Genomic DNA, 13,147 nt, shown 5'->3' on the forward strand with positions numbered 1-13,147 from the left:
GTGCGCAGACTCGGGTACCAGCGCAACGACAACGCGCGCAACCTGCGGCAGAAGAGACTGGGGACGTCCACGATCGGCCTGGTGGTGGACGACCTGGCGAACCCCTTCTACGCCCTGATGGCCCGTTCGGTCGAGGACGAGGCGCACCGCCGCGGGTACGTGGTCCTCGTCGGCAGCACCAACGACGAGCCGCGCCGGGAGCGCGAGGTCATCGCCGCGTTCACGGCCCGGCAGGTGGACGGCCTGATCATCGTCCCCACCATCGGCGGCCACGGATTCCTCAAACCGCCCATGGAGGCCGGCACCCGGGTGGTCTGCGTGGACCGCCCGGCCAGGGACCTCGACGTGGACACCGTCACCGTCGACAACCGGGACGGCGCGCGGGGCGCCGTCACCCACCTGCTGGGCCACGGCCACACCCGGATCGCCTACCTCGGCGACCGCTACGAGATCTGGACCCAGAGCGAGCGCTACGCCGGCTACCTCGACGCACTCACCGCCCACGGCCTCTCCGTCGACCCCGACCTCGTACGGCACGGACTGCGCTCGCACGGCGACGCGCAGGCCGCCCTGGCCGGCCTGCGCGCCCTGCCCGACCCGCCGACCGCCCTGTTCAGCAGCAACGACCTCATCACCCTCGGCGTGCTGGACGGCCTGGAGCGCCCCGCGCCGCTGGCCATCGTCGGCTTCGACGACCTGCCGCTCGCCAGACGACTCGACCCGCCGCTGACCGTCGTCAGCCAGGACCCGGTCGCACTCGGCAGCACCGCGGCCAACCTGCTGTTCTCCCGGATAGACGGCGACCGCTCCGCCCCGCGGAAGGTCATCCTGCTCACCCGCTTCGTCGTGCGCAGATCGGGTGAGCAGCCCGTTGCGCGGGGGGCCGTGAGGGTGCCGCACCCGCTGCCGGTGCCCGACTGATCCCGGCCGCCTCCGGACCACCGGCCCCGGCCCCCGGCACGAACCGGGAGCCGGGTCGGTAGCACGGCCCTAACCGGGCTGCAGTGCCGTCCAGCGCTGGTTCGCGCCGCCGTTGCAGTCCCACAGCACCACCTGCGTGCCGTCCGTGGTGGCGGAGGCGGGGTCGTCGAGGCAGCGCCCGGACACCGGGTTGCGGTAGCCGCCGTTGTACGCCTGCCAGACCTGGTTGGCGCCGCCGTTGCAGTCCCAGATCTCGATCCCGGTGCCGTTGGCGGTACCCCCCGCGGTCGCGTCCAGGCACTTGCCCGTCGAGCGCAGGGTGCCGTCGGCGTACGCGTTCCACCACTGTGCCTGGGTCCCGTTGCAGGACCAGATCTGCACGGCGGTGCCGTTGGCGGTGCTGCCCGTGTTGACGTCCAGGCACTTGCCGGCGACACCGGACTGCACCGGGCCTCCGAGGGCGACGGGTGCCTTGATCCAGCCGGCGGCGTCGGCGGCCTGGACCCCGGCGTCGAAGGCGGTGGCCATCTTCTCGAAGCCGTTGTCGTTCGGGTGCAGGGAGTCGGAGAGGTCGGCGCCGGTCAGGGCGCCCATGTCGACGAGGCGGACGTGCTTGCCGGCGGCCTGCGCGGCCTGGACGATGCCGGGGATCCGCTGGTTGAAGGCGGGCCGGCTGGCCTCCTCGGTCGGGCTGGTGGAGACGATCAGGGAGCCGACCAGCACGGTGGCGTCCGGGGCGCCCCGGGTGATCTGGTCGATCAGCGCGCCGAGGCGGTCGGCGGCGGCGGGCACCTGGTAGTTCTGGTTCAGGTCGTTGGTGCCGATCTCCAGCGTCACCACGTTGGGCCGGTAGCGGGCCAACGTGGCGTCCGTGATGGAGGCTATCTGGTCGATCCGCCAACCGGAGTGACCCTCGTTGTCCGGATCGGCCATCGGTCCGTTGCGGCCGGAGCCCACGAAGTCCGTCGTGTGGCCCTCCGCGGCCAGCCGGTTGGCCAGAAAGCCCCGGTAGCTGTTGCCGCTGGGGCTTCCGATGCCCCAGGTGATCGAGTCACCCAGGGGCAGCAGCCGCAACGCGGCGGGTGCGGCGGCAACGGCCTGGACGCCCGGACGGACGCCGGCCCCGGCGGCCTCGGCCGGCAGCACGGTGGCCATGCCGATCACCGGGAGGAGCACTGCGAGCAGGCCTGTCGTGTATCTGTTCATCACCGGTTCCTCGTCGAAGTCAGTGTGGCGGCGGGTACGGCCGGGCCCGGGCGGACGGGATGCGGGGTGTCCGCCCGGGCCGCGGCAGGTCAGGAGGCGACCGGCACGTTCCACTTCTGGTTGGCGCCGTTGTTGCAGTCCCAGATGTCGAGCTGGACGCCGTTGGTGGTGTCGAACGCGGGGATGTCGAGGCAGCGACCGGAGCCGGGGTTCACCAGGGTGCCGTTGGTCGGCTCCCAGCGCTGGTTGGCGCCGCCGTTGCAGTCCCACAGCTCGACGAGGGTGCCGTTGGCGGTGGCGGCTCCGGTGATGTCCAGGCACTTGCCGTTGACCTGCAGGGTGCCGCCGGTCTGCGTCCACTGCTGGGCGGAGGAGCCGTTGCAGTCCCACAGGTCGATCTTGGTGCCGTTGACGTTCGAGGCGGTGTAGTCGTCCAGGCACTTCGCCGTGTTCAGGCCCGAGGTGACCGGGCCGACCGGGGGCTGTGCGCTCCCGCTGCCGGCGACGATCGACAGGTTGTCGAACTGGTCGGTGCGGTAGCCCTGGATGCCGAGGCCGGCCTGGCCGGACAGGAACGAGGAGTCGGTGACCGTCCCGATCTGGTTGCCGTCGACCTTGGCGGTGATCCGCGTGCCCTGGAAGGCGAACGACAGGTTGTGCCAGCCGCCGGTGCCCAGCACGGTGGTCGTGCCGGTGGCCAGGGTGTGGTTCGAGCCGTCGGTGTACATCTTCTCGATCCACCACTGCCCGGTGTCCCGGATGCGCAGGTAGTACGCGTTCATGTGCGACTGCGGGCGCTGCTGGGTGTTCGCGCGGCCGATCAGTTCGGTGGTGCCCGCGCCGCGCAGCAGGACGTCGGCGCTGACGGTGTAGTTGGACCAGGTGGTGTCGCCGATCAGCGAGTAGCTGTCCGAGTCGTCCTGCCACTCGATCGGCTTGATCGGCGCCATCTGCTGCAGGCACCGGCCCGCGCGGCCGCCCGCGCAGGTCTGGACCTCATAGGAACCCTGCATGTCGGAGAGGTACTTGGGCTCGTCGTTGACGGCGACATTGTCGAAGTTGTCGTTGTAGGGCAGCGCGAGCGGGTAGGCGGCCGGTGCGGTCGCCGTGCCCTTGCCCTGGCCGGTCGTCGTGCTGACCGTGTAGACGTAGCCGGGCTGCATGGTCAGCGAGTAGGAGCCGTTGCTCGGGGTGATGTCCTGGGTGTGGACGAAGGACGTCGCCGGGCTCGGCGAGTTCACGTTGGTGGCCCAGACGTGCACGGTGCCGGTCGACAGCCCGCCCTGGACGTGGAAGTTGGCGGTCTGCGGGCCGCTCGAGGTGGTGGTCTCCAGGATGGTGGAGTAGTCGGAGTTGGTGTTCGACTTGATCGTCACGTAGGTGCCGCCCGACTCCGTGCCGCCGAGGTAGCCGGAGGCGGAGTCGACGAACTTCCAGCCCGGCTGGGTGAACTGGGTGACCTGGGCGGTGGCCCAGGTGCTGGCGCCGATGGTGTAGTTGCCGGACCAGGGCGAGTTGGCGGTGGCCAGGCCGACGGTGTTGTACGGCAGGTTGGGGTAGATCGCGGCGATCAGCGGCCAGTTGAAGTAGCTGACCATCTTCGCGTCGATGTAGCCCCGGGTGATGGCGCGGATCAGCGCCGGTGCGCCGGTGTTCATGTCCTGCGAGCCGTTCTCGCTGTCCCAGAGCGGCTTGCCGTTGTTCTTCGCCGCGGTGCTGCTGGAGCAGGAGTTGGCGTTGCCGCCGTCACCGCCCTCGCAGGAGTAGTGCGCGCCGATGATCGCGACCGCGTCGTTGAAGGCCTGGTTCTTGGCCATGTCGTCGGCGACGCCCCAGCCACTGTCGTCGGCGACGAGCTTCACACCCGCGTACCCGGCGTTGTTGAGGGCCGTACGCAGCTGGACGAACCAGTTGGCGTCGTGTCCGCGCTCGTTCCAGCCGCCGAGGTATCTGATGGTCAGGCCGTGCTGCTTGGCGCAACCGAGCCACGAGATGAGGTAGTTGATGGTGTCGGTGGACCAGAATCCGCCGTTGATCCAGCCGGGCGCGGTCCACGCCAGCCCGTACAGGCCGATGGCGGGATTGCGGGCCCTGGCCTGCTCGGCCAGCCAGAACTCGTAGCCGGCGTTGCAGTTGATCACGCCACGGCTGTGCTCGATCGACGGCTCCGAACCGTCGGTGGAGTTGGCGTCACCGCCGATCTCCAGCTTCAGCAGCTGCAGGTTCGCGCCGTATCCGGGCTTGAACAGGTAGTCCAGGATCTGGGTCTGCTGCGCCGCCGGATAGTCCTTCAGCAACCGCGAGTTTCCGCCACCGCCGCTGATCGCGCCGATGCCGTCGAAGGTCCGACCGCTCTGGCCACCGTCCACCGTGATCGTGGTGGTGGCCGCCTGAGCGGGGGCGACACCGACCGCGAGCATCGCGGCGAGCAGCGCCAACAACCACAGCGGGACGAGTTTGCTGACGTGTTTCACAGGAGAAATCCTTCCGTTCGGGATGCGCGCACGGTCTGCGGCGGCCTGCGCGCCTCGATGGACGTACGGATCTTCGGCCGGTCGCCGGCCGGACCGGACTGCGGCCGGCCCGACGGCGAAGCGGCGACGGGTCCGCAGCCGGTCAGCCGGCGGCGTTGAGCAGGTCCAGTACGCTCTGCTGGCAGCCGTAGTCGGAGGTGCCGGCGCCACCGGCCCAGTGCGGCCCGTACTGGTCGAGCGGGTTGCGGTCCCTGGTGTAGGCGGAGTTCGCCCAGGAGCCGAGGACCGGGCTGTAGGGGTGGTCGGACAGCTGGGTGTTGAGCCGTCCGAGCCCGCGGACGTAGGCCCCCTTGAAGGACGGGCCGTCGCCGGTGCAGCCGTCACCCTCGCCGGGCTCGCGCAGGACGCCACTGCTCTGGAGCCGGACGGTGGAGGCGTCGGCGAGGGTGCGTGCGGTGGCCAGCAGGCTCGCGTCACCGGTCGCCCGGTACAGCTCGGTCAGCCCGCCGAGCACCACGCCCTGGTTGTACGTCCAGGTGGGCTGGCCGTTGTTGGCGCAGGCGTCGTTCAGCCCGTCGTTGATCATGTTGTCGGAGTTGATCATCTTGCTGTTCTGGAACCAGGTCCACTCGCTCCTGGCCCGGTTCAGGTAGCTGGTGTCCCCGGGGATGCGGTTGTGCAGAGCGGCGGTGAGCTGGAGGAACAGTTCGTTGGTGATCGCGTTCTTGTAGGTGCCGTTCGTGCTCCAGCGCACCCCGCCACCGCAGGTGCTGTTCCAGTTCGCGAACATGTGGTCGGCGTCGGCGCGCGCGGTGTTCAGGTAGCGGCTGTCGCCCGTCTGGTCGTAGGCGGCCACCCAGGCGAGTCCCCACCAGCCGGTGTCGTCGAGGTACTCGTTGGTGAAGTTGCCGCCCTGGGCGCCGATGTTCTTGTTGTAGGTGTCGGCGATCGCGTACGTGTAGCTGCCCATGCCGCTGACCCGGGCGTTGTCGATGATCGCGGTCAGCGCGTTGGCGGCGGTCCACCAGCCGTTGCCGCCGAAGAGCTTGCTGGTGCGGTCGAACGACATCATGAGCGCGGTCGCCGCGGCGGTGCGCCGGTCGCCGGCGTTCCAGGTGGTCCGGGCCCAGGGTGTGCAGGTGATGCCGCTGCCCACCCGGCCGCACGCCCGCAGCGCACCGACGCCCTGGGTGTTCCAGTCGTCCACGTTGTACATCAGCGTGCGCCAGCCGTTGCCGCCGGCCGGGACGCTGGTGTCGCCGAGTTTGCTGCCGCTCGCCCAGGTGCGGCCGCCGTCCGTCGACCGGTCCAGCCACACCTCGTCGCCGCCGGCGCCGTTGGCGATCGAGGCCCAGCCCATCGCGTCGGTGTCGTCGAAGTGCAGCACCACGGAGCGGCCGGACAGGGTCGCGGACACCGGTTGCCGGTCCTGGGGGCTGAGAGCCGGATCCCGGGTGTCGCAGTACTTGTTGCAGACCGCTGCCGCTGCCGCGGCTGCGGCGGAGACGGGGGCGGGGGCGGCCTGGGCGGCCCCGGTGATGCCCGGCAGGGTTGTTGCCAGGGCGATGGACACGAGCACGGCAGGGAGTGATCGGGACATGCGCATGGGGACTCCTGGAATCGACTGATGTGCGTAATCCGTGGGGGGATCGGTCGAGGAGCGCTCTCCCGGAGGCCGGCCGGTGGGTGGCCGGCCTCCGTCGGCGGGCGGTGTCGTTCTTCTCGCGGCCGGCGGTCCGGCCGGCTGTCACCGGGTCAGGGGATGGCCCAGTGCTGGTTGGATCCGTTGTCACAGGTCCACAGGTCGAGCCGGACGCCGTTCGTCGTGGCGTAGCCGGGGTCGTCGAGGCACTTGCCGGAGGCCGGGTTGACCAGGGTGCCGTTGACGGCGGTCCACTGCTGGTTGCCGCCGCCGTTGCAGGTCCACAGCTGCACCAGGGTGCCGTCGGTCGTGCCGGCGGCGTTGACGTCGAGGCACGACCCGTTGGCCCGGAGCGTCCCGTCCGGCTGCCTGGTCCAGCTCTGCGCGGTGGTGTTGTTGCAGTCCCACAGCTGGACGGCCGTACCGTCGGCGGACGCGTTGGCGTTGACGTCGACGCACTTGCCGCTGTTCACGGCGGACAGGAGAGCGCCGGTGCCCTGGGCGGACCGGTCACCGGTCAGGGTGATGTCCACGGTGTGCGTCCCGGTGAGGGAGGCGGGCACCGAGTTGCCCGCGGTGGTCGCGCCGTCGAGCTTGAAGGCCGCCACGGTGTTGCCGGAGCCGTGCAGCGAGATGGTGAGTTTCGCCGCCCGGTACGGCACGCCGGACAGGGTGGCGTCGCCCCACCCGGCGGGCAGGGTCGGTTGGAAGGTGATGCCGCCGGGGGTGAGGGTCATCCCGAACAGGCCGTTGTCGATCATGCGCAGGTACGCGGTGGCGGACCAGGTCTGGTCGGGGGCGGCGCCCCAGTGGCCGCCGGTCTGCCACCCTCCGTCCACCGCGCCGGTCTGGGCGTTGTAGATCTCCGCGAACTGGTTGCCTGCGACGGCGAGCCCGGCCAGCGTGCGGACCTCGTTGGCGAACCGGGCCTGGTTGCCGGTCCGTGCCGCGGCGTCGGCCCAGTAGCCCTGCACCATCGGCCAGACGACGTTGTTGTGGCGGCCGGGCTTGGCATCGCTGTAGCGGGCGTAGTTCGGGTAGGTGTCGGCGATGCCGTACGGCTGGACGTGGGTGTTGCGCATGACCGACTGGGCCTGGCTGCTGTCGGCGACACCGAACAGCACGGCGAACGACAGGCCGCTACCCTCCTCGGTCTGGTCCAACTGGCCTGCCATGCCGTCGTTGCCGTGAACGAAGTAGCCGTACAGACCCTTGCCGGGGATCCAGAAGTACTGGTTGATCCGGTTCTTCAGGGTGTCGGCCGCCGAGTTCAGCGCGGCGGCCTCGGCGGCCGGCCGGCCGAGCGCCGAGGCCATCTGGGCCGCGCTGCGGTAGGCGGAGTAGTACAGCGTGTTGGTGCTCAACGTCATCATCGTGCCGGTCGCCGAGTAGTTGCCGACGAAGCCGCCGTGGCTCTCGGTACTGTCCGCCGGCGGGGCCGGGTAGCCCGCGATGCCGTCGTTGAAGAAGGACGGCCCCTGGAACAGCCCGTACGACGCGTTGTAGCTCTGGCTCCGGCGCACGTCGAGGGTGTTCGTCGCCACCTGGTAGGCACTGGCCAGGAAGCTCCGGTCGCCGGTGACCAGGTAGTGGTTCCAGGCTCCGGTCATCCAGACCACCTGGTCCCACTGCTGGTTGTCCTGCTGGACGATCAACTGCCCGTTGGACTGCTTGGTCACCGCCGCCCAGAGTGTGTTCGCGGCCGCCCTCGGCTCCAGCAGGCTGGCCGCGTTCCAGGAGTTCACGGCCGCGTCCCTGGTCCAGGGCTGCTCGTAGCCGCCGCCCGCGCGGACGAAGGTCCGCGGCGAGTCGGTCATCAGGCCCGATGAGTTGTACACCGCCGGGTCGTAGCCGACCGTGTTCGTGTCGAGCAGGTTCGCCAGGGCCATGGTGTAGGCCGTTCCGAGCTTCGCCTGAGTGACCGGGTCGGCGAACCGCAGGGACGGCCGGGGCGTGTCGGCGGCGGCCACGGCCGGACCTGCCGAGGGCAGCACACCGGAGGCGGCGACCGTCGCCAGCGCCATGGCGAACAGCGCGGCCGTTCGCCGGGGCCGGCCGGCCCGACGGGCGGGCGGCGAGGCCGGGCCCGCCCGGCCGGCGCCGCTGTCGTCCCGTTGCGTACCGCGCCGTCCTGCGCGGATGGCCTCAATCATCGTCTTCCTCCAGGGGATGTCGGTCGGGCGTCTCCCCGCGCCGGTCCGAGCGCCCGGAGTGGGTCGGCGACCTGCTCGCGTCACGGGGTGGCCCGGCGGCCGCAGCTGCAGCCGCCGGGCCGGCTCGGCTCAGGAGGCGGGCAGCGTCCACTGCTGGTTGGCGCCGCCGTTGCAGTCCCACAGGACGAGCTGGGTGCCGTCGGCCGTACTCGCGTTGGGAAGGTCGAGGCAACGGCCGGACTGCGGGTTCCGCAGCGCCTTGGCCGTGGCGTCGTAGGCCCACTGCTGATTGGCGGCCCCGGCGTTGCAGTCCCACAGGACGACCGGCGTGTTGCCGGCGGTGCCGCCACCGCTCACGTCCACGCACCGGCCGAAGATCCGCAGCGTGCCGTCACCGGGGACGGTGACCGCCTGGGCGGCCGATCCGTTGCAGCTCCAGGACTGGATGCGGGTGCCGTTCGCGGTCGAGGCGGTGTTGTCGTCCAGGCACTTGCCGGCGACGGCGGAGGTGGTGGCCCCGGTGCGGACCTTCGGCAGGTTCCATTTCTGGGCGGCGCTGCCGTTGCAGTCGAAGAGCTGGAGCTGGAGGCTGTTCGCGGTGCCGGAGCCGGGCACGTCCAGGCACTTCCCCGAACCGGTGTTGACCAGGGCGCCGCCCTTGGGCAGCCACTTCTGCCCGTCGCTCTGGTTGCAGTCCCACAGTTGGACGAGCGCGTAGTTGGCGGTGGACCCCCCGTTCACGTCCAGGCACCTGCCGGACTGCATCACCGTGCCGTCGCCGGGAAGGGTCCAGCGCTGCGCCGCGCTGTTGTTGCAGTCGTAGCTCTGCGCCCTGGTGCCGTTGGCGGTGCCGCCGGCGGCCGCGTCCAGGCACTTGCCCGCGATGCCCGAACCCACCGGACCGGTCGGGCCGACCTGGGCGACCGGCGGCTTCGTGCCGCCGTTGCCGTTGTAGGAGGGCGGTGCGGAGGTGGGGGTGGTGGCCCAGTTCGTGTTGGGTGTGGTGGCGAGGGCGAGGTTGAGGGTGGCGCCGTTGATGACGCTGTCGGCGGGGAGGTAGGCGTTGTTCCAGGTGGCGCCATTGAGGGTGGCGCTCTGGATGTAGGGGGCGTCGGTGGCGGCCTGGGGGGCGTTCACGGTCAGCTTTCCGCCGCCCGCGAGGGTGACGGTGACGTTGGTGAACAGGGGTGCGGCGAGGGCGAGGTCGGCGGTGCCGGGGGTCTCGGGGTAGAAGCCCATCGCGGAGAAGACGTACCAGGCGCTCATGGTGCCGAGGTCGTCGTTGCCGACGCTCCAGTTGGCGGGGTTGTTGGGCCAGAGTTGGTTCTGGACGTCGCGGACGGTCTTCTGGGTCTTCCAGGGCTGGCCGATGTAGTCGTACTCCCAGGGGAGTTCGATGGAGGGCTCGTTGCCGAGGTCGGCATGGGAGCCGCCGGAGCCGTGGAAGTCGGAGAGGACGTTGTCCAGGTAGGCGGCAAGCTTGGCGTTGCCGCCCATGGCGTCGGCGAGTCCGCGGATGTTGTGGGGGACGGCGCCGGTGTACTGCCAGGAGGTGCCCTCGACGAACTGGTCGCTGCTGGTGGGGTTGAATCCGGCGCGCCAGGAGCCGTCCTTCGACTTCGGCTGCATGAAGCCGGAGGCGGGGTTGAACACGTTGCGCCAGTCCTGGGCGCGGTTGGCGAACTGATCCCGGGTGGTGGTGTCGCCCAGTGATCCGGCGAACGCCGAGATGGCGAAGTCCTGTGCCGAGTACTCCAGTTGGGTCGCCACCGAGCCCTCGAACCCCCGGACGTACGTGCCGTCGGACGGCAGATACCCGTAGTTGGACTGGTAGTCCAGGCCCAGCCGGACGCCGTTGCCGACCACCGCCTCCTGCACCATCGCGTTCTTCGCCGCGGCGGTGTCGAAGTCCCGGGCGCCGAAGGCGTAGTAGTCGGCGATGATGGCCGGCCCCGGATCGCCGTTCATGACGTTGGTCTCGGCGTCGTTCAGCGACCACTTGGGAAACTGGTCGCCCTGCGCGAAGTCGTTGACCAGCGACTGGGCACTGTCACTGGCCTGTTGCGGAGCGACCAGCGCCTCCAACTGCGCCTGGGAGCGGTAGACGTCCCAGCCGGAGTACGTGCCGTACTGGGCCTTCTGTCGGCCGCTGACGGTGTGCACCTGACGGTCGAAACCCCGGTACTTCCCGTCGCTGTCGCTGATCAGGTTCGGGTGCAGCAGCGCGTGGTAGAGCGCGGTGTAGAACACCGTCTGCTGGTCCGGGGTGCCGCCCGCGACCGCGATCCGGCCCAGGACGTTGTTCCAGGCGTTGTGGGCGGCACTACGGACGGCGTTGAAGTCCCAGTTCGGGTTCTCCGCGATCCGGTTGGCGGTGGCACCGGCGACCGAGACGTACGACAGGCCGACCTTCGCCTGCACCGTCCGGCTGCCCGTGGTGTCGAAGGTGACCGAGTTGCCGCCGCCGAACGTACCGGTGGAGGTGAACGGTCGGTCGAACACCATGTCGAAGTACGCGGTGTAGGACGGGCTGGACGCGCAGAAGAGACCGGCGTCCACCGAACCGCTGACCTCGGTGCTGCTGACCCTGTCGAAGTGCAGGTTGGTGGCCTTGTCCGCGTTCAGCTTGAACAGCAGGTTGGCCTGGGTGGTCGACGGGAACGTGAAACGCGCCATCCCGGAGCGGGCGGTGGTGGTCAGTTCGGTCGTGACGCCGTTGCCGAGGCCGACCGAGTAGGCGCCCGCGCTCGCCGACTCGTTGGCGTGCGAGAAGCCGACCGTCGCAGCGCCGTCGATGCCGCCGACGGTCGGCAGCACGGGTATGTCGCCCATCGCTCCGCAGCCCGGACCGGACAGGTGGTTCAGGCTGAACCCGGTCACCACTTTGTCCGAGTACGCGTAGTCGCCCCCCGGCGGTCGTGACGGGGTGTCAGGACTCCACTGCACCATGCCGAACGGCGTATCGGCACCGGGAAAGGTGTTGCCCTCGTGCGACGTGCCGAGGAGGGGATCGACCAGTGCGGCAGGGTCGGACACCGCGGCCACCGCCTCGGCCGCGCCGCCCCGTAAGGAGGCGGGCGCGGCCTGGGCGGACCCGGGCGCGGCGAGTCCGAGGACCACGAGACAGGTGACGAGAGGTAGGCGCCATCGTTTCATCGTTGCGACTCCAGAACTGAACAGACGGACTGTCACCGAACCGGATGGGGCTCGTATGCGGGTAAGCAAAGATGAGCATGGCAACGTTGTCAACGCACCGGACCGAATCAACTGCCGGTCGGCTTCAGGGATCAGAACTTGTACTCCCGGGACAGTCCCCCAATTCGCCGTCGTCGGCGACCATGCCCTATCAGTAGGCAAACCGACTGCGGTCGGGTGAATCGCCGCACTCGACCTGCGAAACCTTGCGGTGAAACCCCGAACGGAAAGACCATCAGGAATCCGTCTGAATCGCTATTATCGGGCGTCCCTTGTCTCCAAGTTCCGAATACGGTTCGGCCGCCCGATGCACCCGCTTCCGGCGCCACTGGTAAACCCCTCGGACCTGCTGGCATGCGCCACCCCGGATGCCCCGTCGGCTCCACCACCGAGCGCGGGCGGGCCACCCTCGGCCACACCGGACACGTCAGGGACGAGGGTTCGCAGGGCGCCCTCGCCCCGCGGTCCGCAGGGCCGCCTCCGGCCGAGGAACGGCCCCACCGGCCCGCGGCCCGCGCGGGCCGGCCGCCCCCCGGTCGGTCGATGAGGACGGCGGAGCAAGAGCCGGCGAAGGCACCCGCGCAGCCCCGCGTCCACAAGCCCGGACGAGGATCGGCATCGACGGCCCGTCCGTCAGCCCGCCTCCGCTGCGGCTGACGCGAGGCCTCGCAGCACCGGCCGGAGCAGCGGGTGGTCCTCGGCTCCGCTGCGTACGGCCGCGAAGACCCTGCGGGTGGCCAGCGCGCTGTCCACCGGGCGGACGGCCACCCGGTCGAGGTCCGCGCCGCGCAGCGCCGAGCGCGGGACCAGCGCCACCCCGGCGCCGGCCGAGGCCAGCGCGACCACCGCGTTGAAGTCGTCGGAGGAGTGCACCAGGCGGGGCTGGAACCCGGCGTGCTCGCAGGCCAGCAGCACCACGTCGTGGCAGGGGTTGCCGGGGTAGGGGCCGATCCAGGGTTCCGCCGCGAGCTCCGCGAGGTCGACCACGGCACTGGCCCGGCCGGGCGCGGCGAGCGGATGGGTGAGCGGCAGCACGGCCTCGAAGGGCTCGGCGTACAGCGGCACCCTGGTCAGCCGGGCGTCGTCGGCGCGGGGCGCGCCGCGGTACTCGACCGCGACCGCGAGGTCGGCGCGGCCGTCCAGCAGCATCGGCAGGCTGGCGTCCCCCTCGGCGTCCAGCACCTTCAGCCGCAGGCCGGGGGCCTGCGAGGCCAGGGCCCGGATGGCGGGCGCGAGGACGAGCGCGATCCCGGTGGCGAAGGAGGCCACCGTGACCTCTCCGGCGACTCCCCCGCTGTAGGCGGCGAGGTCGGCCTCGGCGCGTTCCAGCTGGGCGAGCACGGCGTCGGCGTGCCGGAGCAGGATCTCGCCGGCCGCGGTCAGCCGCACCCCGCGGCCGTCCCGGGCGAGCAGGTGGTGCCCGGTCTCCTGTTCCAGTGCGGCCAGCTGCTGGGAGACGGCGGAGGGGGTCAGGTAGAGGGCGGCGGCGGCAGCCGTCACGGTGCGGTGGTCGGCCACGGCCCGCAGGGTCCGCAGCCGTCTGGCGTCGATCACAC

7 protein-coding genes are annotated in these 13,147 nt (G+C 70.6%); 1 reads left to right on the forward strand and 6 read right to left on the reverse strand.

The features are described 5' to 3' along the window. Positions 1 to 921: LacI family DNA-binding transcriptional regulator (locus ACFTWP_RS32195; RefSeq protein ID WP_380268499.1), on the forward strand; the 921-nt coding region annotated here is incomplete at its 5' end. Positions 922 to 990: 69 nt separating this feature from the next. Here ACFTWP_RS32195 and ACFTWP_RS32200 read toward each other — a convergent pair. From ACFTWP_RS32200 to ACFTWP_RS32225, 6 genes are all read right to left on the reverse strand, one after another. Next, positions 991 to 2,127 carry a ricin-type beta-trefoil lectin domain protein gene (locus tag ACFTWP_RS32200; RefSeq protein ID WP_380268500.1) on the reverse strand — a complete coding sequence of 379 codons (1,137 nt, stop codon included), beginning with the start codon at positions 2,125 to 2,127 and terminating at the stop codon, positions 991 to 993. Positions 2,128 to 2,216: 89 nt separating this feature from the next. Continuing rightward, positions 2,217 to 4,601 carry a ricin-type beta-trefoil lectin domain protein gene (locus ACFTWP_RS32205; RefSeq protein WP_380268501.1) on the reverse strand — a complete coding sequence of 795 codons (2,385 nt, stop codon included), beginning with the start codon at positions 4,599 to 4,601 and terminating at the stop codon, positions 2,217 to 2,219. A 142-nt stretch (positions 4,602 to 4,743) separates the two neighbouring features. Beyond that, positions 4,744 to 6,207, reverse strand: coding sequence for a glycoside hydrolase family 76 protein (locus ACFTWP_RS32210; protein ID WP_380268502.1), 1,464 nt, complete (start codon positions 6,205 to 6,207; stop codon positions 4,744 to 4,746). 149 nt (positions 6,208 to 6,356) lie between these two features. After that, positions 6,357 to 8,396 (reverse strand): ricin-type beta-trefoil lectin domain protein, encoded by a 2,040-nt coding sequence (locus tag ACFTWP_RS32215; protein WP_380268503.1) that lies wholly within the window; start codon positions 8,394 to 8,396, stop codon positions 6,357 to 6,359. Between the two features lie 129 nt (positions 8,397 to 8,525). Next, positions 8,526 to 11,552 carry a lectin gene (locus tag ACFTWP_RS32220; protein WP_380268504.1) on the reverse strand — a complete coding sequence of 1,009 codons (3,027 nt, stop codon included), beginning with the start codon at positions 11,550 to 11,552 and terminating at the stop codon, positions 8,526 to 8,528. Between the two features lie 672 nt (positions 11,553 to 12,224). Beyond that, positions 12,225 to 13,145 (reverse strand): LysR family transcriptional regulator, encoded by a 921-nt coding sequence (locus tag ACFTWP_RS32225; protein ID WP_380268505.1) that lies wholly within the window; start codon positions 13,143 to 13,145, stop codon positions 12,225 to 12,227. Positions 13,146 to 13,147 lie beyond the last annotated feature (2 nt).

This window comes from Kitasatospora sp. NPDC057015, from assembly GCF_042673745.1.
Lineage (GTDB): Bacteria > Actinomycetota > Actinomycetes > Streptomycetales > Streptomycetaceae > Kitasatospora.